The 21308-nt window shown below is 67.2% G+C and carries 20 protein-coding genes and 2 tRNA genes; 15 read left to right on the forward strand and 7 right to left on the reverse strand.

Features of this window, described 5'->3' with window-relative positions:
* Positions 1–104: 104 nt before the first annotated feature.
* Together aroQ and DR843_RS17485 are read left to right on the forward strand one after the other, a co-directional pair.
* Positions 105–560: a type II 3-dehydroquinate dehydratase gene (gene aroQ / locus DR843_RS17480; RefSeq protein ID WP_177647426.1), complete on the forward strand. Its 456-nt coding sequence runs from the start codon at positions 105–107 to the stop codon at positions 558–560.
* A gap of 47 nt (positions 561–607) precedes the next feature.
* Positions 608–2230 carry an AMP-binding protein gene (locus DR843_RS17485; RefSeq protein WP_109687897.1) on the forward strand — a complete coding sequence of 541 codons (1623 nt, stop codon included), beginning with the start codon at positions 608–610 and terminating at the stop codon, positions 2228–2230.
* A 75-nt stretch (positions 2231–2305) separates the two neighbouring features.
* Here DR843_RS17485 and DR843_RS17490 read toward each other — a convergent pair whose 3' ends face one another.
* Positions 2306–2683, reverse strand: a complete 378-nt coding sequence (locus DR843_RS17490; protein WP_109687899.1) for an SHOCT domain-containing protein — start codon at positions 2681–2683, stop codon at positions 2306–2308.
* Positions 2684–2768: 85 nt separating this feature from the next.
* Positions 2769–2842: transfer RNA gene (locus tag DR843_RS17495), tRNA-Gly, on the reverse strand.
* 90 nt (positions 2843–2932) lie between these two features.
* Here DR843_RS17495 and dcd point away from each other — a divergent pair.
* From dcd to DR843_RS17530, 6 genes are all read left to right on the forward strand, one after another.
* Positions 2933–3508 carry a dCTP deaminase gene (gene dcd, locus DR843_RS17500; protein ID WP_109687901.1) on the forward strand — a complete coding sequence of 192 codons (576 nt, stop codon included), beginning with the start codon at positions 2933–2935 and terminating at the stop codon, positions 3506–3508.
* Positions 3501–4163, forward strand: a complete 663-nt coding sequence (locus tag DR843_RS17505; protein ID WP_109687903.1) for an alpha/beta hydrolase — start codon at positions 3501–3503, stop codon at positions 4161–4163. Before dcd ends, DR843_RS17505 begins: the two co-directional genes overlap by 8 nt.
* Positions 4164–4211: 48 nt before the next feature.
* Positions 4212–5942 carry an ABC transporter ATP-binding protein gene (locus tag DR843_RS17510; RefSeq protein ID WP_109687904.1) on the forward strand — a complete coding sequence of 577 codons (1731 nt, stop codon included), beginning with the start codon at positions 4212–4214 and terminating at the stop codon, positions 5940–5942.
* The gene (locus DR843_RS17515; protein WP_211310279.1) at positions 5939–7918 is read left to right on the forward strand and encodes an ABC transporter ATP-binding protein; all 1980 of its coding nucleotides are present in this window, start codon (positions 5939–5941) and stop codon (positions 7916–7918) included. The genes DR843_RS17510 and DR843_RS17515 overlap by 4 nt, the downstream gene beginning before the upstream one ends.
* A 371-nt stretch (positions 7919–8289) precedes the next feature.
* On the forward strand, positions 8290–9006 hold the full coding sequence (locus DR843_RS17525; protein WP_109687910.1) for a hypothetical protein: 717 nt from the start codon (positions 8290–8292) through the stop codon (positions 9004–9006).
* Complete coding sequence (locus DR843_RS17530) at positions 9003–10523, forward strand: alpha/beta hydrolase (RefSeq protein WP_109687912.1); 1521 nt, start codon at positions 9003–9005, stop codon at positions 10521–10523. The genes DR843_RS17525 and DR843_RS17530 overlap by 4 nt, the downstream gene beginning before the upstream one ends.
* Before the next feature lie 42 nt (positions 10524–10565).
* On the opposite strand, the gene DR843_RS17535 is transcribed toward DR843_RS17530, so the two are convergent.
* Both DR843_RS17535 and DR843_RS17540 read right to left on the reverse strand, forming a co-directional pair.
* On the reverse strand, positions 10566–12848 hold the full coding sequence (locus DR843_RS17535) for a (Fe-S)-binding protein (RefSeq protein WP_109687914.1): 2283 nt from the start codon (positions 12846–12848) through the stop codon (positions 10566–10568).
* A 50-nt stretch (positions 12849–12898) separates the two neighbouring features.
* Positions 12899–14137 carry a hypothetical protein gene (locus DR843_RS17540; RefSeq protein ID WP_109687916.1) on the reverse strand — a complete coding sequence of 413 codons (1239 nt, stop codon included), beginning with the start codon at positions 14135–14137 and terminating at the stop codon, positions 12899–12901.
* A gap of 167 nt (positions 14138–14304) precedes the next feature.
* Between DR843_RS17540 and cysK the strand changes: the two genes are divergently transcribed.
* Both cysK and epsC read left to right on the forward strand, forming a co-directional pair.
* Positions 14305–15231 (forward strand): cysteine synthase A, encoded by a 927-nt coding sequence (gene cysK, locus DR843_RS17545; RefSeq protein ID WP_109687918.1) that lies wholly within the window; start codon positions 14305–14307, stop codon positions 15229–15231.
* Between the two features lie 53 nt (positions 15232–15284).
* Positions 15285–15869, forward strand: coding sequence for a serine O-acetyltransferase EpsC (gene epsC, locus DR843_RS17550; protein WP_109689147.1), 585 nt, complete (start codon positions 15285–15287; stop codon positions 15867–15869).
* A 115-nt stretch (positions 15870–15984) separates the two neighbouring features.
* On the opposite strand, the gene DR843_RS17555 is transcribed toward epsC, so the two are convergent.
* Both DR843_RS17555 and DR843_RS17560 read right to left on the reverse strand, forming a co-directional pair.
* Complete coding sequence (locus DR843_RS17555; RefSeq protein WP_109687920.1) at positions 15985–16260, reverse strand: HU family DNA-binding protein; 276 nt, start codon at positions 16258–16260, stop codon at positions 15985–15987.
* Positions 16261–16399: 139 nt separating this feature from the next.
* Positions 16400–16810: a hypothetical protein gene (locus tag DR843_RS17560; RefSeq protein WP_109687922.1), complete on the reverse strand. Its 411-nt coding sequence runs from the start codon at positions 16808–16810 to the stop codon at positions 16400–16402.
* A 99-nt stretch (positions 16811–16909) separates the two neighbouring features.
* Here DR843_RS17560 and DR843_RS17565 point away from each other — a divergent pair.
* From DR843_RS17565 to DR843_RS17585, 5 genes are all read left to right on the forward strand, one after another.
* A tRNA-Ser gene (locus tag DR843_RS17565) sits at positions 16910–16996 on the forward strand.
* Positions 16997–17162: 166 nt separating this feature from the next.
* Positions 17163–17459 (forward strand): Rv0909 family putative TA system antitoxin, encoded by a 297-nt coding sequence (locus DR843_RS17570; protein WP_109687924.1) that lies wholly within the window; start codon positions 17163–17165, stop codon positions 17457–17459.
* 34 nt (positions 17460–17493) lie between these two features.
* Positions 17494–17742: a LapA family protein gene (locus DR843_RS17575; RefSeq protein WP_109687926.1), complete on the forward strand. Its 249-nt coding sequence runs from the start codon at positions 17494–17496 to the stop codon at positions 17740–17742.
* Positions 17743–17758: 16 nt separating this feature from the next.
* A complete protein-coding gene (locus tag DR843_RS17580; RefSeq protein ID WP_109687927.1) occupies positions 17759–18733 on the forward strand; it encodes an FUSC family protein in 975 nt (324 codons plus the stop codon).
* Positions 18730–20022, forward strand: coding sequence for an amidohydrolase (locus DR843_RS17585; protein WP_342767192.1), 1293 nt, complete (start codon positions 18730–18732; stop codon positions 20020–20022). Before DR843_RS17580 ends, DR843_RS17585 begins: the two co-directional genes overlap by 4 nt.
* Positions 20023–20025: 3 nt before the next feature.
* Here DR843_RS17585 and DR843_RS17590 read toward each other — a convergent pair whose 3' ends face one another.
* Complete coding sequence (locus DR843_RS17590; protein ID WP_109687929.1) at positions 20026–21264, reverse strand: MFS transporter; 1239 nt, start codon at positions 21262–21264, stop codon at positions 20026–20028.
* Positions 21265–21308: the final 44 nt, after the last annotated feature.

Here is a 21308-nt window from a genome sequence, read left to right on the forward strand (position 1 = left end):
TATCCCCGGGCGCCCACCCGATCAGCGCTTCTCGCAGGCGACCCTCGTAACCGGCTGACTCCTGTCCTGGGAGACCCGGAATGCGGGCTCACTATCCTGAGGCCATGTCCATCGACGTGCTGGTGCTCAACGGTCCGAACCTCAACCTGCTCGGCACTCGCGAGCCCGGCATCTACGGCAGCGACACGCTCGCTTCGATCGAGCAGCAGACCCAACAGGTCGCCACGACGCTCGGCGTCACGACCACCTGGGAGCAGTCCAACCACGAGGGCACCCTGGTCGACCTGATCCACGACGCCCGCGGGAAGTTCAAGGGCATCGTCATCAACGCGGGCGCCTACACCCACACCAGCGTCGCGATCCGCGATGCGCTCAAGGGCGTCGGCATCCCGTTCGTCGAGGTGCACATCTCGAATGTGCATGCCCGAGAAGAGTTCCGGGCGCACTCCTACCTGTCCGACATCGCGGACGCCATCATCGTCGGTGCCGGTCCGCTCGGGTACGAACTCGCGATCCGCACCCTCGCCCCGCGCCTGGTGGACCCACCCAAACTCGCCTGAGCGCATACTCGGATGTGTCCCGTGTCACATCCGAGGAGGAGCGCCCCGTGAGCCATGACCCGTCGTACGCCGCCGGAGAGACCGACGTCCCGCTGATCGAGGCAACGATCGGGGACACGTTCGACCAGACCGCCAGCAGGTACGCCGATCGCGAGGCTCTCGTCGAGTGCGCCACTGGCCGCCGGTGGACCTGGGCGCAGTTGCAGGCGGACGTCGACGACGCGGCGCGCGGACTGCTCGCGGCAGGCATCCAGGCCGGCGACCGCGTCGGGATCTGGGCGCCGAATTGTGCCGAGTGGACGATCGTCCAGTTCGCCACGGCGAAAGTCGGCGCCATCCTGGTGACCATCAACCCGGCGTACCGGACCCATGAGTTGGGGTTCGTCCTCGGCCAGGCGGGGATCCGGATGCTGGTGGCCACCCCGGAGTTCAAGACCAGTGACTACGCGGCGATGATCGAGCAGGTGCGCCCGGACTGCCCGGCGCTGGAGCAGGTCGTGCTGATCGGCACGCCGTCCTGGGACGCGCTGCTGGCCGGCGGCACGGATCGCTCGCGGGAGGATCTGGCCATCGCGCAGCAGGCGCTGACCAACACCGATCCGATCAACATCCAATACACCTCGGGGACAACGGGATTCCCCAAAGGTGCGACGTTGAGTCACCGCAACATCCTGAACAACGGGTACTTCGTGGGGCAGTTGTGCCGCTACACCGAAGCGGATCGGGTGTGCATTCCGGTGCCCTTCTACCACTGCTTCGGGATGGTGATGGGCAACCTGGCCTGCGTCACCCACGGCGCCACCATGGTGATCCCCGCGCCGGCTTTCGACCCGGCGGCCACCCTGCAGGCCACGCAAGAGGAGAAGGTCACCTCGCTGTACGGCGTACCCACGATGTTCATCGCGCAATGGTCGTTGCCGGACTTCGCGGACTACGACCTGTCCACCGTGCGCACCGGGATCATGGCCGGTTCGCCGTGTCCGGCGGAACTGATGAAGAAGGTCATCGCGGCCGGGATCGAGGAGATGACCATCTGCTACGGGATGACCGAGACCTCACCGGTCTCCACCCAGACCCGGGTGGACGACTCCTTCGAGCACAAGGTCGGTTCCGTGGGCCGGGTGGGGCCGCAGTTGGAGATCAAGGTCGTCGACCAGCTGACCGGCGACACCGTCCCGCGCGGCGAGCCCGGCGAACTGTGCACCAAGGGCTACTCGGTGATGCTGGGCTACTGGGAGCAACCGGAGAAGACGGCCGAGGTATTGCGCGAGGGTTGGATGCACACCGGCGACATCGCGGTGATGGGCGACGACGGCTACGTGCAGATCACCGGCCGGATCAAGGACATCGTGATCCGTGGCGGGGAGAACATCTATCCCCGCGAGATCGAGGAGTTCCTCTACACCCACCCGGACATCCTGGACGCCCAGGTGATCGGCGTACCCGACGAGCGTTTCGGGGAGGAGTTGTGCGCGTGGATCCGGATGCGAGAAGGTACGCCGCCACTCACCGCCGACGCGTTGCGCGAGTTCGCGACGGGTCAGCTCGCGCACTACAAGATCCCGCGGTACGTCACGATCGTGGAGCAGTTCCCGATGACCGTCACCGGCAAGGTACGCAAGGTGGAGATGCGGGAGAAGTCGATCGCAGACCTGGGTCTGGGGATCTGACAGCAGGCGGAAAAACAGCCAACTCCGGACGTTTCTGGTCGAAACGCCCGGAGTCGGCGAGTTTGTCGGCGCGGGTCAGGCCAGTGCCTTGGCCTTCAGCGCCTCGAACTCCTCGGGGCTGATGGTGCCGGAGTCCAGGAGGGCCTTGGCGTCGGCGATCTCCTGGGCCGGGTTGCGGCCGGCGGCTTCGCGCACGTACTCGCGTGTCTGCTGCTCCGCGGTGGCGATCCGCTGCTGTTGCCGGAGCGCCATGCCCTTGCCCCGGACGATCAGGTAGACCAAGGCGGTCAACACCGGGAAGAGGATCAGGAAGACGATCCACACCGCCTTGGCCCAGCCACTGGTCTCGTGGTCGCGGAACAGGTCGGTGATGATCTGGAACATCACCATCAAGTAGGCGATGAAGAAGAAGATGTAGAGGACAAAGAGCAAGTACTGCCAGAACTCGTGCATGGAAACCCTCTCAGGGGTGAGTCGCGTGATGAACGAGGCTCACCCTAGGGCCACGCGCTGGGGTACTCGTGAGTATCGGCTGAAGTGGAGCGGGCGACGAGAATCGAACTCGCGTGTCCAGCTTGGGAAGCTGGCGCTCTACCATTGAGCTACGCCCGCGTGCGGCGGCCGGAGGATCACCCCGACCAGCCAGTGCGAGAGTCTAACCCGCGGCCGGTACAACTCCGAAACGCAGGGTAGGTTGAGCGGGTGCTGCTCTCTGACCGCGACATCCGCGCGCAGATCGACGCCGGACGGGTCGCGCTGGACCCCTTCGATCCGGGGATGATCCAGCCGTCCAGCATCGACATCCGCCTTGACCGCTACTTCCGGTTGTTCGACAACCACAAGTACCCGTTCATCGACCCCGCCGCTGAGCAGGAGGAGTTGACCCGGGCCCACGAATGCGCCGACGGGGAGCCCTTCGTGCTGCACCCCGGCGAGTTCGTCCTCGGCTCGACGTACGAGCAGGTCACCCTGCCCGACGACGTCGCTGCGCGCGTCGAGGGCAAGTCCAGCCTCGGCCGGCTCGGGCTGCTCACCCACGCCACGGCCGGTTTCGTCGACCCCGGCTTCAGCGGCCACGTCACGCTGGAGCTGTCCAACGTGGCGACCCTGCCGATCAAGCTGTGGCCCGGCATGAAGATCGGTCAGCTGTGTTTCTTCCAGTTGTCCTCACCGGCGGAAAATCCCTACGGCTCAGCCAAGTACGGCTCCCACTACCAGGGCCAGCGCGGCCCGACGGCCAGCCGCTCCTACCAGAACTTCCACAAGTCGGATGTCTGATCGGCGCCGGGCCACCTTCACCGGCCCGGCCCACGATGGCGGTCACGCGCACCTGAGTGCGCCGGGCGCTGTAGCTCCCGGCGGGGTGATCGCCCTGATGTTGCACGGCGGATCGCCGTTCAACAGCCAGCCCGTCGGGCGACTGCATCCGCCTGCCCTGGTGATGGTGCCGTTCGCGGCGGCGCTGCGTCGCCGTACCCACGCCCAGGTGCGCCCCGCCCTGTTGCGCTACGCGGTGCAGGGCTGGAACGGCGTACGTCGATCGCCGGTCCTGGACGCCCGGTGGGCCCTCGATGAGCTGAGTAGGCGCCACCCCGGCGTACCCATCGCCCTCGTCGGCCACTCGATGGGCGGGCGGGTCGCGCTGGAACTTGCCTCCGACGAGCGGGTGCGGGCGGTGGTCGGATTGGCCCCCTGGTACGCCGAGGGGTACCCCGCCGCCTCCTTCGTCGACACCCCGTTGCTGGTGCTGCACGGCGACGAGGACCGGGTCACCGATGCGCGCACCTCGCAGGAGCTGGTACGCCGCGTGCAAGCCCTGGGCGGGGACGCCACCTTCGAGAGCATCCACGACAGTCACGCCATGTTGCGCCGGCCGACGCACTGGCACGCGGAAGCGGCCGCGTTCCTGTCCGCCCGCCTGCGTGACCTGTGACAATTCGCATAGCAATCTGTCGGTAGCGATCCATATGCTGCAAGGACCATGCTGCTGCGACTCATCCGCGACCGGCTCGCGCCCTATCAGGGATATGTCGCGGCGCTGATCCTGCTGCAGTTGATCAGCGTCGCCGCCAACCTCTACCTGCCCACCCTGAACGCCGACATCATCGACAAGGGGATCTCCCGCGGCGACACCGGCTACATCACGCACACCGGCATGATCATGCTGGCCATCAGCGTGGTCCAGGTGTTCGCCGCGATCGGTGCGGCCTACATCGGCGCCCGCCTGGCAATGTCGGTTGGCCGGGACATTCGAGGTGGCGTCTTCCACGCCGTCGGCCGGTTCTCCGCGCGGGAGGTCAACACCTTCGGTGCCCCCTCGCTGATCACCCGCAGCACCAACGACGTCCAGCAGGTGCAGATGCTGGTGCTGATGGGCGCGACCTTGATGGTGTCGGCACCGATCATGATGGTCGGCGGCATCATCATGTCGGTCCGCACCGACCCAGGGTTGTCCTGGCTGATGGCGCTCGCGGTCGCGGTGATGGGCGTGGCGATCGCGCTGGTCGTGCGCAAGATGGTGCCCGGCTTCCGGATGGTGCAGTCCCGGCTGGACACCGTCAACCGGATCCTGCGTGAGCACCTCACCGGCGTGCGAGTGATCCGGGCGTTCACCCGCGAACCCTTCGAGACCGATCGGTTCGGCGTCGCGACGGACGAGTTGACGGATTCTTCGATCCGGGTCGGCCGACTGATGATGTCGATGTTTCCGATCGTCTTCACGATCATGAACCTCTCGACGGTCGGGGTCTGGTGGTTCGGTGCCCACCAGGTGGATGCCGGTGATGTCGAGATCGGCAGCCTGTCGGCCTACATGACCTATCTGATCCAGATCCTGATGGCCGTCATGATGGCGACCTTCATGTTCATGATGATTCCGCGGGCCTCGGTGTCCGCCGACCGGATCACCCAGGTGCTCGACACCGAGCCATCGGTGGTGCCGCCGCAGCACCCGGTCACCCCGTCGCGGATGCTCGGCACGGTGGAGTTGCGCGATGCGTCGATGCAGTACCCGGGAGCTGATGCGCCAGTGCTGCAGGACATTTCGCTGACCGGTCGGCCCGGACAGACGATCGCGATCATGGGCTCGACGGGATCGGGCAAGTCGACGCTGCTGTCCCTGATCGCGCGGTTGTTCGACGCCACCGACGGCGCCGTCCTGGTCGACGGGGTCGATGTCCGCGACCTCGAGCCGACCCAGCTGTGGGGGCACATCGGCATCGTCCCGCAGAAGGGTTACCTGTTCAGCGGGACCGTTGCGAGCAACCTGCGCTACGGCAACCCGCACGCCACGATCGAGGAGTTGTGGCGGGCCCTGGAGATCGCCCAGGCCGCGGACTTCGTGCGCAAACTCGACGGCGGTCTCGAAGCACCGATCTCCCAGGGCGGCACCAACGTGTCCGGCGGTCAGCGGCAACGGCTGTGCATTGCGCGCGCGCTGGTCGCGCAACCACGGATCTACCTGTTCGACGACTCGTTCTCGGCACTGGATCTGCAAACCGACCGCCGGTTGCGCAACGCCTTGAAGCCGGTGACCCGTGACGCCACCGTTTTCATCGTGGCCCAACGGGTTTCGACGATCACCGACGCCGATCAGATCCTGGTCCTGGAGGACGGTCAGGCGGTCGGCCTCGGCACGCACGATGAGCTGTTGGCCGGCTGCACGCCGTACCGCGAGATCGTCCAGTCCCAATTGGGGGTGGACGCGGCATGAGTGACGAGGAGAGCCCCACCCAGCGGCCACCGGCCCGGCCCGCGCGTGGTCCGGGCATGGGGGTCGGCCCGGGAGAGAAAACCAAGGACTTCAAGGGATCCGCGGTCCGGTTGTTCAAACTCCTTGCGCCGCATCGGGCTTCGTTGATTGCGATCCTGCTGCTGTCGATCGGGTCAGTGGCCTTGAGTGTTGTCGGCCCGCGGGTCCTGGGGTTGGCGGTGGACCGCATCTTCAGCGGTGCGGTCAGCAAGGCCGTGCACGTACCCGCGGGCACCACCCAGCAGCAGGTGGTCGACGGGCTGCGGGCGCGAGGTGACAACACGTTCGCCGACATGGTCGCCAAAATGGAGCACTTCGTTCCCGGCGCCGGCATCGACTTCGGTGCCGTCGGGCGGATCCTGCTGATCGTGCTGTGTCTGTACCTGCTCGCGGGGGCGATGCAGTTCATCCAGGCGCGGCTGCTGAACTACGCGGTGCAGCAGACGATGAACCGGCTGCGCAAGGACGTCGAGGGCAAGATCAACGTGCTGCCGTTGAAGTACCTCGACTCGAGACCGCGCGGCGAACTGCTGTCCCGGGTCACCAACGACATCGACAACATCGGTCAGTCGATGCAACAGACCCTCAGCCAGTTGCTGGTCAACCTGCTGACAGTGGTCGGTGTGATCATCATGATGTTCACCATCTCGTGGTGGCTGACTCTCATTGCGCTGCTGGTGATTCCGGTGATCCTGGTGCTGACCGGCCAGATCATGAAGCGCTCGCAGAAGCTGTTCGTCGCCCAGTGGGCCACGACCGGTCAACTCAACGCCCGCATCGAGGAGACCTTCACCGCCCACGAGTTGGTGAAGGTGTTCGGTCGCGGCCCCGAGGTCGAGTCGGCGTTCAAGACCACCAACGACAAACTCGCCGACGTCAGTTGGAAAGCCCAGTTCATCAGCGGGCTGATGATGCCGATCATGATGTTCGTCGGCAACCTGCAGTACGTCGCGGTCTGCGTTCTCGGTGGACTGCAAGTGGCCGCCGGGTCGATGACGCTCGGCAACGTCACCGCGTTCGTGCAGTACACCCGCCAACTGACCCAGCCGCTGACCCAGTTGGCCTCGATGGTGAACCTCATGCAGTCCGGGGTCGCCAGCGCCGAGCGGGTCTTCGAGGTCCTGGACGCGCCCGACGAACCCGCCGACGCGCAGGGTCACCTGCCGCCCGTGCGTGGCAAGGTCACCTTCGAGGACGTGACCTTCGGGTACGACGCGGCGGCGCCGCTGATCCGCGACCTGAACCTCACCGTGGAGCCGGGGGAGACCGTTGCCATCGTGGGACCGACCGGCGCCGGCAAGACCACGCTGGTCAATCTGGTGATGCGCTTCTACGACATCGACAGTGGTCGGATCGCCTTGGACGACGTCGATATCGCCTCGGTGCCCCGTGCCGCGCTGCGATCACGCATCGCCATGGTGCTGCAGGACACCTGGCTGTTCGGTGGCACGATCCGGGACAACATCGCCTACGGTCGGCTCGGTGCCAGTGAGGACGAGATCATGGCGGCGGCCCGGGCGACCTTCGTCGACCGGTTCGTGCGGTCGCTGCCGGACGGCTACGACACCGTCATCGATGACGAGGCGGCGAACCTGTCGGTGGGGGAGCGTCAGTTGATCACGATCGCTCGGGCGTTCCTCGCGGACCCGGCGTTGTTGATCCTGGACGAGGCGACCAGTTCGGTGGACACCCGCACCGAGGTGATGTTGCAGGACGCGATGGCTGCGCTGCGGTCGGACCGCACCAGTTTCGTGATCGCGCACCGGCTTTCGACCATCCGTGATGCCGACACGATCCTGGTCATGGAAGACGGCAACATCGTCGAGCAGGGCGATCATGAGTCGCTGCTGGCCGCCGGCGGCGCCTACTACAACCTGTACATGGCGCAGTTCGAAGGCGCTGCCGTCACTGACGACGACGAGTCCATACCAGTCTGAGCAGTTCTCCACAGGTTGCCCAGTCGTCCGCTGCGCGAGTAGCCCAAGTTTGCCTACCGTTCCTCGCATGGACGATGCCGACATCATTCGCGAGGTGGCGCGCGCGGTCGCCACCATGGCGCAGGAGTTACGGGTCGAGAGCGCCAGGGTTTCTGAGCGCGCCACGGTCCGATGGTCGGGTTCAGCTGCAGCGCAATACCATTCGAAGATCCGCGAGCGCTCGGTTGACTATCACCGGCTCTCCGGAGACCTGGATCGGTTGCACGACACCCTGTTGTCCCACGCCCGTCACGTGCAGGACCACGAAGGTCTGCTCGACAGCGTCCTCAATGTCGCCAACCCCGTGAAGTTCTTGCTGCCCGGGGTGCGGCGTGACGGGCCGCATCCGCGAGGCAGACCTGACCTGGTGGGATGCTCTGGCCCGCGTCGGCGCCGATCGACGTACCTTCCTGGTCGCCAGCGCACACAGCGGATCTGCGACAGAGGTCCTGATCGCAGGAGGTCGCGAGCGCGACTACGACTCAGTGCGATTCACCCTTCCGCCCGGTTCTGGTCTGCCCACCCGGATCCCGTCGGCGCTGGTGTCCAGCGGACCGGCGTGGTCGCTGGTGACCGAGCTCATCGATCTGCAACTGTCCATCGAGACCGACGCCGGGCTGAGGTTCACCGATGGTGTGGCGCCGGGCGGCGAAGGCCCGGTCGGTGCAGCAGAGGCACTGCTCGTGGCCGAGGCGATACGAACCGGGGACCCAGCACGGGTCGATGCCGCGGTGGGGGTCGTGGGCTGGGAGCGAGTGCCACCGTGGTTGCGGGACTTCGCCTTTGGCGCCAGCGGACAACTCACAGTCAGCGTGCTGCGGCCCGGTCAGGTCGGTGCGGCCGGGATCGGTACTGCGCAACAGTTTCTCTCCGAAGGACTCCCAGGCGCCGCGGTGTGCGTGCTCAACGCCATCGCGTTGCGATCCGGATGGGGCCTGTTGTCGCCGGCCGGCCAGGGTGAATTGACCTTCGAGCCGGTGGCTGCGTTGTCGCTGCAAGCAATGTTGAACGCCATCTGTGATCCGATCTTCACGAGGGAAGCAGCGTGAGTGACATCGACACCCATCACCGGTTCGCCGGAATCCCGGGTGAACCGCGGCCGGTGACGCCAACGCCAGCGGCCGGGTCATCGGCCGCTGCCAGCGCCGGGTTCTGCGCCAGCACCGGAGGTTCGCAATCGGTGGCTGCCGATACCGCAGGCTTACGGACGGCGGCCGACCTGCTCGATCGCAGCGGCAACGTCGCGCGGGACACGCTGGTGAGCCTGACCGCGACCGTGCTGCGCCTGCCGGCGAGGGGTGCCATCCTGTCGCCTGGCTCCGCGGCGGATATCAGTTGCCAGGTGGCTGCACTGACCGTGGGGCCTACCGGCCTGGGCGCTTTGGTCCTGCACACCGAAGCGCTGGCTCGCCTCGTCCGGCTCAGCGCAGCTGCCTACGACGCGAACGAGGCGCTGACCCGGCAGCTGATGCAGCGAGTGCAGCAGGCCATGTTGCCGGTCAAGCTGACCTACGAACTGGTCGGCACCGCCGTCAACTGGCGCGCGCGACAGGTCGGTATCGATCGCGACATCATTCCGGGCACGGCGGGTCTGACCGGCGATCTCGTCCTGATGCTGCACACAGCACTCAATCCCGCAGGCATGGATCTGCTCAGCACCGAGCAGCAATTGACCGGGATTGTCTGGGCGGGCGAGTTGTTCGGGATGTTCCGCGACTCGACACCGTTGACCGTCAACCAGATCCCGTCACGCACTCCGACCGGCGCGGGTCCGAAGGATCTGGGCGGTCTGGTGGATGAGATCAACGTCGCAGGTCGATCACCGGAGGACCGTGAGCGCATCGTGGTGCAGCGCGTCCAGCAACCCGATGGCAGCAGCGCCTGGGTTGTCAGCATCCCGGGTACGGCGCAGTGGTCGCCGATCTCGCAGGCCAACCCGGCTGACCTGTCCGCCAATCTGCGGTTGATGGCCGGGCTGTCCAGTTCGCTGAAACCGGCTGTGCAACAGGCGCTTGCGTCGGCTCAGCGACAGGCCGGGGTGAACCCGGGCAGTGAGCCGGTGCTGCTCACCGGGCACAGTCAGGGTGGGATCCTCGCCGCCAGCCTGGCCCACGATCCGCAACTGGCCAAGGAGATGAACATCCGCGAGGTCGTCACGTTCGCCGCACCCGTCACCGGGATGGATCTGCCGAAGCAGGTCAACGGGTTGGACGTGGGACTCGACGGCGACGTCGTGCCGCACGCGGACAACCAGGACACGGCCAACCGGCTCAACCGGGCGCAGATCAGTTGCGCGGCGCCGACGGATGCCGCGAACAACTTCGCGACCCACGACTCGCACGGGTACGCCAAACGGGCGCACGACCTTCTCGGTCACGACACCGACGTCGTCGCCGCCCAGGACTTCTACCAGCGCACCGACGGGGTCTTCCTCGGCGGGACGGCCACGACGTACACCTTCGAACTGCAGCGACCGATGCCGGCGCCGCCCGCACCAGCACCACCCAAACCGGCGCCGGCACCACCCGCGATGTGGAATCCGCCTCCGGTGCTGCCGGCGCGGTGACCGAGGCCGCCCGTCGCGCGGCCCGGTGGTTGCCGGTGCGAGTTACTGCGCGGCGCTGGCTCCGGCGGCGACCGGCTCGGGGGTCTGACCGCGACGTACGGCGGCCAGCAGCATGTTGGCGACGTCGACGACCTCGACCTCCGGGCGGGCGTCCCCGTTGGCCTGCTCCGAGGTCAGCCCGTCGGTGATCATCACCCGGCAGAACGGGCAGCCGATCGCGATCCGGTCGGCGCCCGTGGCCACGGCCTCCTTGGTCCGGTTGAGGTTGATCCGCGAGCCGAGCTTCTCCTCCATCCACATGCGGGCACCACCGGCGCCGCAGCAGAACGACTTCTCGCCGGCCCGCTCCATCTCGCGCAACTCGACTCCCGGTAGCGAGCCGATCAGTTCGCGCGGCGGGGCGTAGACGCCGTTGTGCCGACCCAGGTAGCACGGGTCGTGGTAGGTCACGCTCGGTGCCGTGGAGGCCGCTCCGGACAGGTCGGCCTCCTCCGGCCGCGCGACCGGCACGAGGCGCTTGTCGCGCACCAGGCGGTTCAGCAGTTGCGTGTGATGCACGACCTCGTAATCGCCGCCGAGCTGGGGGTACTCGTTCTTCAACGTGTTGAAGCAGTGCGGGCAGGTCACGACGATCTTGGTCGCGCCGGCCTCGTTCAGCGTCTCGACGTTCTGGCTGGCCAGGGCCTGGAAGAGCATCTCGTTGCCGGCGCGGCGGGCTGAGTCGCCGGTGCAGGACTCCCCGTCACCGAGTACGGCGAAGCTCACCCCGGCAGTGTCCAGCAACTCCGCGACGGCGCGGGTGGTCTTCTTGGCCCGGTCCTCATACGCCCCGGCGCAGCCGACCCAGAACAGGTAGTCGACCTCGGAGAGGTTCTCCACGTCCTGGCCGAAGACCTTGACCTCGAAGGGCAGGCCCTTGGCCCAGTCCAATCGGGCTCGTGGCGACATGCCCCACGGGTTGCCCTTGCCCTCGAGGTTCTTGAAGAGTCCGCCCAGTTCGCTGGGGAAGGCCGACTCGATGAGGGTCTGGTAGCGGCGCATGTCGACGATGTGATCGACATGCTCGATGTCCACGGGGCACTGCTCCACACAGGCACCACACGTCGTACACGACCAGAGCACGTCCTGGTCGATCACGGCGTCCGGGCCATGCGGGTTGTAGGCGGTCAACGGGTTGCGGATGTCGTAGCCGGTCTCGCCGACCAGGGGCAGTTCGGCCAGCGCCGTGGTCGCCTCGGGCAGACTGGCGCGGGCGTCCTGCGCTGCCTTGAGGTACGGCGCCTTGGCGTGGGCGTGCTCGCGCAGCGTCATCATCAACAACTTGGGGGACAACGGCTTCTCGGTGTTCCAGGCCGGGCACTGACTCTGACAGCGACCGCACTCGGTGCAGGTGGAGAAGTCCAGCAGGCCCTTCCAGGTGAACTCCTCGACCTTGCCGACGCCCAAGGTGGCGTCCTCGTCGAGGTCCTCCAGGGCCTCCATGGTGACGACCTGCCCGTCGACCTTCATCGGCTGGAGGGCGCCGAGTGACGTGCGGCCCTGGGGGTGGCGCTTGAACCAGATGTTGAAGAAGGCCAGGAAGCGGTGCCACGCAACGCCCATCGTGATGTTGCTGGCGATGACGATGACCCAGACCATCGCGGTGATGATCTTGATCGCGGAGATCACGACGATCAGTTGTTTGAGGCTGTCCGTGGACAGGTTCGTCAGCCAGTTCCCGTACCACCCGGTGAGCGGGTAGTGCAGCGCGTTGGCGGCGCTGTCGCCTTCGTGGGATTCGAGGGCGTACTCCAGGCCGCGCAGCGTGAGCACGCACACGATCTCGACGAGGATGACGATCTCGACGAAGTAGGCCTGCCAGAAGGTGGAGCCGAAGAATCGCGAGTAGCGCCCGTCCTTGCCGGGTGCGCGGGCGGGGTGGCGCTTCACGCGGTTCAGGATCAGGATCGTGATGCCGATCAGGCCGAACCAGCCGAGGAAGTCAACGACCCAACCCCACAGGAAGAAGTGGCCGATGATCGGCAGCACGAAGTCGGGCTTGAAGATCTGGAAGTAGGACTGCAGCACGGCCAGGGACAGCACGATGAAGGAGATCATCGTAACCCAGTGCGCGGCCGCGACCACCGGCAACCGGGACATCCGGGTGTGGCCGAGGAATTCCCGCAGCAGGGTCTGGGTGCGCGCGGCCGGGTGATCCGAACGGGAGTCGGGCTTGCCGACCCGGAAGGTGGCGAGCATTTCCAGAACCGTGCGGGTGACCAGGCCTACGGCGACCACGGTCAGGCCCAGGGCGATGACGGCTGCCACGATCTGCAGTGCTGACATGGGGATAGTCTAGACGGCCGTTACCCGCCAGTAACTTCCGAGCGGCGGTATTACACCGGCTGCATGACCGTCGTGGGCCGCAGCAGATCGTTGATCCAGAAGACCTGCAGGGTCAGGAACGCCACGGCGACGATGACGGCGGCGGCGATCTGCGCCGACCGGGGTGGTCGATGTCGCGCGGCGGCGCCGATCAAGACCGCGGGCAACGGGAACAGCAGGAGGGCAAACCGGACGTCTGAGGTGACGAAATCACTGAACGCGCCGATGTAGAGCAGGTAGGCGATGCACCAGGTGCGCAGGGCCAGGCCGAGTCGGCTGGCCACGGGGCTGACCAGGACGGCGACGTACGCCGCGATCAGCCCAACCAGCCAAGGCAGACCCCACGAGTGGCCAACGGTGCGTCGGGCGGCATCGAGCCAGGTGACAAACGGGATGATCCGGTCGGCGTCGTGCCAGGACGCCTCGGTGCGGGAGTAGGCACCGAAGTCGCCGGTGCGAACCCAGGCAATCACCTGCCAGGCGACGGTCGCGACGGCGCACGCAGCCACGAGGCTGGCTATCCGGATCCACTCCCTCGCCCGCAACGGGCGTGCGCTGCGCCATCGTGCGAGCACGACGACGGCGACGACTACCGCCAGGGGTGCCGCGATAGGTCGGGTCAGACCCGCCACGAGCATCAGCGCTGCCGCGGTGAGCCAGCGTTGGTGATCCAGTGCCAGCAACACGGCCACGAGGATCAGCAGGGCCGGCCCTTCCGAGTAGGTCATTTGGAAGGTGGGGCTGGCGGGCGCGGCCATGACGAGAACCGCGCACGCGACAGCGGCCCACCGCCCTACCCGCGGGGTCAGCAGGACGACGATCAGGATCGCTGCCGCCAGGGAACTGACCACCGCGATTGCTGCGCCCGTCTCCGCGAAGCCCGCACCAGTCAGGTGCATGGTCCAGCGCACCGCGATCGGGTACGCCGGCAGGAAGGCCCATTCGTTGTGCTGGATCGCACCATCGTGGGTAGGCAGGGCGGCCGGATAGCCGTGGGCCGCAATGGACCGGAACCACCAGCCGTCCCACGAGGTCGCCATCCGCCAGTACGCCCGCTGAGCGCTGGGCGGCAACGGCGCCCTGGGATGCCCTGGTCCGCCGTTAATCCCCGCGACCGGCAGAGGGTGCAGGGCCGCGCGGGTCATCAGCAGCGCGGACGCTGCACGCAGGGCGACGCCGAGGACGAGGGTCAGGGCCATCGCGACGGCACATGAGGATCGCTGCCGGACCGCCGGTAGCTGTTGCAGCACCGCCGCAGTCAACCGGCTGGCGCTGGACGATCGCTGGCCGTCGACTGGATGTTGGCTGCCCGATGTGCGGGATTGGTTTGCGCGATGGATAACGCAGTGTTGGAATGTCTATAACCAACCTGCGCGGCCGGAGCTCTGTGCCGCGCCTCAGCTAAGAAGGACGTGCGATGCCGATTCTCGACGACGTGACCCAGGCCATCGGTAACACACCACTGGTCCGGATCAACCGCTTGATTGACTCCGACGCGATCGTCGCGGCGAAGCTGGAGTACAGCAACCCCGGTGCCTCGGTGAAGGACCGCATCGGCGCGGCGATCATCAAGGCGGCCGAGGACAGCGGCGAGCTGAAGCCAGGCGGCACCATCGTCGAGGCCACCTCCGGCAACACCGGCATCGCGTTGGCGATGGTGGGCGCGGCCAAGGGTTACAAGGTCGTCCTGGCCATGCCGGAGACCATGTCCAAGGAGCGCCGTGCGTTGCTGCGGGCCTTCGGTGCCGAACTGGTGCTGACCCCGGGTTCGGAGGGTATGAAGGGCGCCGTCAACAAGGCGGACGAGATCGTGCAGGAGCGTGGCGCCGTACTCGCCCGGCAGTTCGCCAACGCCGCCAACCCGGAGATCCACCGCCAGACCACGGCCGAGGAGATCTGGAAGGACACCGACGGCGAGGTCGACATCGTCATCTCCGGTATCGGTACCGGCGGCACCATCACCGGTGTCGGCGAGGTGCTCAAGGCCCGCAAGCCGTCGGTGCAGATCGTCGCCGTCGAGCCGGAGGAGTCTCCGATCCTCAACGGCGGTCAGCCCGGCCCGCACAAGATCCAGGGCATCGGCGCCAACTTCGTGCCGGAGATCCTGAACACCGACATCTACGACGAGGTCATCGACGTCAACGCCGAGACCGCGGTCGAGTGGGCCCGCAAGGCCGCCACCGAGGAGGGCCTGCTGGTCGGTATCTCCTCCGGTGCGGCGCTCGCGGCGGCCAACCAGGTCGCCACGCGTCCGGAGAACGCCGGCAAGACCATCGTGGTGATCATCCCCTCCTTCGGCGAGCGCTACCTGTCGACGATCCTCTTCGAGGGTCTGGTCGACTGATCTTCGTGAGTCTTTCGTTCCTGAACCGCACCGCGCAGCCCACTACCCGTGGGCTGCGCGGGCGGCTTGCTGCCGTGCGTTCGACGGTGACGGAGGACATCGACGCCGCCATCGTGCGGGATCCGGCGGCGGGGTCGCGGCTCGAGACGGCGCTGACCTCGCCCGGCCTGCAGGCCATCTGGGCGCACCGGGTGGCGCACTCCATGTGGCAGCGCGGCGGGCGCTGGCGCCTTCCGGCCCGGCTCACCGCGCAGACGGCGCGGACACTGACCGGGGTCGAGATCCATCCGGGTGCGACCATCGGCCGCCGCTTCTTCATCGACCACGGCATGGGGGTCGTGATCGGCGAGACCGCCGAAGTCGGCGACGACGTGATGATCTATCACGGTGTGACCCTGGGCGGCCGGTCCTTGGAGCGGGTCAAGCGACACCCCACCGTCGGTGATGGCGTGGTCATCGGCGCGGGAGCGCGGGTGCTTGGACCGATCTGGGTCGGGAACGAAGCTCAGATCGGGGCGAACGCCGTCGTGGTCCGCGACGTACCTCCTGCTGCTGTCGCCACGGGCATCCCGGCGACCGTGCGGTTCCCCGCCAAAGACGACGTTGACCCGTACGCCGATCCGGCCGTCTACATCTGAGTCGGCCGATCGGCCCCGGACCCGCGCATCAACGCGCAGTACGACGGCCGCGCGGGCAGTTGGGCATGCGAAGTGCCCCGCCGGAATCCGGCGGGGCACTTCGGGTGACGGTGGTTCAGCCCTTGGCGGCAGCCTTCAGCTTGCTACCGGCGGTGATCTTGGCAGCGTGCGAGGCCGGGATCTGGATCTCGGCGCCGGTCTGCGGGTTGCGACCGGTGCGCGCGGAGCGCTCGACGCGCTCAATGGTCAGCAGACCCGGCAGCTGGATCTTCTCGCCGCGGCCGATGGCCTCGAGGATGACGTCGTTGAGGCCAGCGATCACAGCGGTGGCGTCCTTGACGGTGACACCGGTGCGCTGAGCGATCGTGCTCGCGAGGTCAGTGCGGTTCATGGATGGTCCTGTCTCTTTATCGGGTGCGCCCGTGGGCCGGGCACCTGACGACGGACCACAGGGTCGCGACTCTGCGGTCCTGACGACAGTCCACCATATATCGGCGGAATTTCGCGGATTTCGGTCGGTGGCGCTCTCTCTATCGAGCGCGCTCGGACGCCCCGATCGCCTCGTGCGGTGCGTCCTCACCGGGCGCGTCGTACGACGATCCGTCAGCGACCGTGCCCCGCACCAGGGGCGTTTCGTCGGCGAGGTCACCCTTGAGGAGCGGTCCCTTGGGTTTGCTGGAGGTCGCTGCCGAAAAGCCTGCTACCAGAACGGATTTGGCGGCATCCGCGGCTCCACGGACCGCAGCCTGGCCAGCAGCGGCGGCGACCTCCGGTCCCTTCTGCTTGATCTGCTCAGTCGCCTTTCCGACTTGTTGCTGCACGGGGTCACTGCGCCAGGCGCGCCCCGCGGACACCTTGATCTGCTCGTAACGCTCACGGCCGGCGCGGGCACCGAGCACATACCCGATCGCGGCGCCGGCGAGCAGTGTCAGCTTGTTCATGGTTGTCCTCTGCGAAGGCGACTGGTCGGTTCCAGTATCGCCGATGAGTTGGATCCGGAACCGCCGTAAGATGGCCGGGCTGCCGTTGAGCGGCGGCATGGAGGGCTCGCATAGTGGCCTAGTGCGGCGGTCTTGAAAACCGCTATGGGTTTGCGCCCATCGTGGGTTCGAATCCCACGCCCTCCGCCGAGCGAAGCGAGGCCGCAGGCGCTCCCACGCCCTCCGCCGAGCGAAGCGAGGCTGATTGCCGCGTATCCCCGCGAAATTACGGGACGGTCCGTATCATGAGTGCAAACGCAGCTGGCTGCTGCAGGGGCGTGTGCCCGGAGCATCGAATCGAAATGAGGACCTCGTGGGATTCCTAGCAGACCTGAAGGACAAGGCTCAGCAGCTGTTCAAGACGGGCCAGGAGAAGTTCTCCGAAGCGGTCGACGCCACCGAAGAGTTCGCCGATGACAAGTCGGGCGGCAAATTCTCCGAGGTGAAGGGCAAGGTCGGTGACTTCGTCGAGGACAGCAAGGACAAGATCGGCGAGCTCGTCGGCGAGGGTAAAGAGAAGCTGAGCGATCTGACCGCCGAGGCCGGCGACAAGGCCGACGGTGCGGTCGACGCCGCCCAGGACTCAGTCGAAGACAAGCTCGCGGATTGACACGGACAACCCCACAGATCGAAGAAACTGAGTCATGAGCACCGCCCCTTCCGGCAAGACCGGCCACAGCTACCTCAACGCCCGCACGATCACGGCAGGGATCATCGTGGTCCTTGCGCTGATCTTCATCTTTTCCAACACCGGGACGGCAACGCTGCGCTTCCTCGGCCTGCACTGGGGGATGCCCGGTTGGGTCTGGTTCATCACCCTGTTCGGGGCGGGGGTCGTCGCCGGGTCGCTCTGGCCGTGGCTGACCTTGAAGCAACGACTCGGTCGGAGCTGACCAGCAAGGCGCATCGATGGCCCTGACGACAACGCCGCGTGCGGTCATCCGATACGCGGCGGGCATCCTGCTGTGCCTCGCGCCGCTGTTCATCGTCTTTGCCAGCCCGGCCCGCGGTGACGCGACTCTGGTCTATGTTGGCGTGCTGCCGACCTTCGTTTCGCTGATCTGCGGACCGCTGGTCGCCCTTGCCGTCGCGTTCGCTACTGCGGCAGCGGTCTACGTCGGCCTCCTGGTCAGCCCGCATGCGGCACTGGCCGCAGCCTTCATGGCGCTGTTGGCGCTCGTGGTCGCCTGGTCCTATCGGCGCGGCTGGGAGGTTCCGGCGACGTACGTCGCAACCCAGGCCGCCCTAGCGACCATCGCCGCCCCGCACGTGTCGATGCTGCAGGACTACTCAGCGCACGCCGTACCTGCCGCCGCTGCGGCCGCAGGATTCGTGCTGTTCGGCGGTGTGTGGGTGGCGGTGGTCGGGTACTTCCTGCTCGGTGATCTCGAGCAACCGGCGACCCCGGTGACCACGCACTTGGTGACCTTCGGACTGGTCCTCGCGGTCCTCGTGGCGATCGAGACGTACGCCGCGATCGCCTGGGTGCCGGGCACACACGTGTGGTGGGTGGTGCTCACCACGCTCATCGTGCTGTCACCGGACCAGAAGCACTCGATGAGCCGCTCCCTGGAACGCGCCGGAGGCACCGTGCTCGGCGCGCTCGTCGCGACGTTGGTCGTCACGTGGCTCGGTACCGGAACCACATTGAGGGTGGTCGGCATTGCTGCGGCGCTGCTGACGGCCGTCGCCTACGTCAGCGCCCGGTACTGGATCTTCGCCGGCCTGCTCACCTTCGCCCTCGTTGTCCTGACGATGCCCGCCGATCGGGTGATCCACAGCAGCGCCGACCGCATCGGCTACACCGTGATCGCCGCCGTGATCGCCGTCGCCACCTCGGCCGCCCTGAGCCGACTGTTCGCCCGCTATCCCGACCTGCCATGAGCCGTTTCGAAACCAAGGAAATGAAGGAGCCGACGATGCCTGCCCTCACCAACACCGAACTCACGGACACCCAACTCGCCGACATCTACCGCGATCTGCACCAGCACCCGGAGTTGTCGTTCCAGGAGGGACGGACCGCTGCGATCGCGGCGGATCACCTGACCCGCGCCGGCTTCGAGGTCACGACGGGCGTCGGCGAGACGGGTGTGGTCGGAATCCTGCGCCGGGGCACCGGTCCGACGGTCCTCTTGCGGGCCGACATGGACGCCCTTCCCGTCAAAGAAGAGACCGGACTGGCCTACGCGAGCAGCCAAACGGCGACGGCGAGCAACGGCGACACGGTGCCGGTCATGCACGCCTGTGGACACGACGTACACACCACCTGCCTGATCGGGGCGGTTCATGCGCTCGCTGCCGACACATCCTGGACGGGGACGCTGATCGCCGTCTTCCAGCCGGCCGAGGAGGTCGGTGCGGGGGCCGGCGCCATGGTCGAGGCGGGTTTGTTCGACATCGTTCCGAAGCCGGACGTCGTGCTGGGGCAACATGTCGCGCCCGCACCCACCGGGTTCATCGGCGTGCAGGACGGCGCTTCCTTCGCCGCGTCCGACGCCATCCTGATCACGCTCTACGGCGCCGGCGGGCACGGTTCCCGGCCCGAGACCACGATCGACCCGGTCCTGATGGCGGCGTCGCTGACGCTCCGCTTGCAGGGCATTGTCTCCCGCGAGGTGGCCGGCACCGAGATGGCGGTGCTGTCCGTGGTCGCCGTCAACCCCGGCGGTCCGGCGTTCAACGTCATCCCGGACACCGCGGAGCTCCGGTTGACGCTGCGCACCTACGATCGCGGCGTGCGCGACCGCGTTGTCGCCGCCATCGAGCGGATCACCCACGCCGAGGCAGCCGCCAGTGGGGCGACCAAGAAGCCGACCATCGAGTACGTCGAGTCCTTCCCTGCCGCCGTGAACGACGCGGCAGCCGCGGCTCGCGTGCGCGCCGCCTTCGCCAAGGACCTGCCGCAGGTGATCCAGGCGCCACCCGGCTCCGTGACCGGCAGCGAGGACGTCAGCGTCCTGGCCAAGGCAGCGCAGGCCCCGCTGGTCTTCTGGATCCTCGGCGGCGCCGACCCCGAGCTGTTCAAGGACGCCACCTCGATCGAGGACCTGGTGCGCATCGTGGGTGAACTGCCCTCGAACCACTCGCCGTTCTTTGCGCCGGTGATCAGTCCGACCCTGCAGATCGGGACCGCTGCGCTGCACTCCGCCGCCAAGGAATGGCTGTCGGCCTGAGCGTCAGGCGCGGGCCGCCGAGCGCAGCATGACCGGAGCGCACGCCAGGATCGTCGCGGCCACCAGGGCGGCAAAGACCACCAGCACCGTGGGGATCGACCACCAGGTGGCGACGACGCCGACCGCGATGACCGGCAGGGTGATGCCGACGTACGCCGCGAGGAACAGTCCCGCGAGCGTCCCACCGCGCGACTCGGGCTGGCTGAAGCGCACCGCGGTGGCCACCGAAGCCTGGAAGATCAGGCCCACACCGGCACCCGCGACGAGGCTGGCGATCACGAAGAGCGGCAGATTGCGGACCAGGGCCGACACGGCGACGAGCACCAAACCGGCGAGGATCGACCAGACCCCGGTGATCAACCGCGCGCGTTGGTGCAGGCCGCTCAGCAGCACCTGCACGAGAGCGGAGGCGCCGAGCACCCCGAACACGATCGAACCCGTCACCAGCGGAGCGCTGTAACCAAGGACGCGACCCACGAACGTGCCGGTGAGTGAGGTGAAGAAGCCCAGCACCGAGAACGCCGCGCCCGCCGCCAACGCTGCTGCCCGGAACGGTGCGCGGCCCTCGGGCAGCAGCGCCACCTTCTGCGGCCGGTAGGCCGGGCGCTCCTGCGCCGGAACGCGCTGCACGGTCTCGGGAGTGGCCCACAGCGCAACGGCGGTCAGGACGGCGAGAGCCAGGAACACGACGTACGGGACGATCATCGGGTCGGGCAGGAAGGTGACGAGCAGACCACCGATCAACGGTCCGAGCGCCAGGCCGCAGGTGTTGACCACGGTCGCCACGGTCGAGGCGAACGCCGGCGAGCGATCCGGCCGGTGCGCGGCGGCGAGTTCACCGAGGGCGGCGGTGGCCGTCGGGGTGAGGACGCCGATCGCCAGGCCGGAGATCAACCGGGCGACCAGCAGCGCCGCCGTGTCCTGGGAGATGACGAAGATCGCGGCGCTGACCATGGTCAGACCGATTGCCACGGACAACATTCGGCGTCGGCCGTGCACATCGCTCAGATGACCCGCGAAGTACAGACCGATCATGACGCCGATGCCGTACGCAGCGAAGATCAGCGTGATCACGAAGGTCGGGAAGCCGTCCCGCACCTGGTAGTACCGGTAGATCGGGGTCGGCACGGTCGTGAACGCCATCAACGTCATGAAGGTCGCGGCCAGCAGCCAGAAACCGCGGCCGTGCGCCGAGGCAGCGGTGCCAGCGGAACTCTGCGCGGGCTGGGTGGTTGTCGTCATGTCTCCATGGTCGGAACAACCCACTGATCGTGTCCAACGGACAA

Origin of the sequence: Branchiibius hedensis, from assembly GCF_900108585.1 — a bacterium.
Classification (GTDB): Bacteria; Actinomycetota; Actinomycetes; order Actinomycetales; family Dermatophilaceae; genus Branchiibius; species Branchiibius hedensis.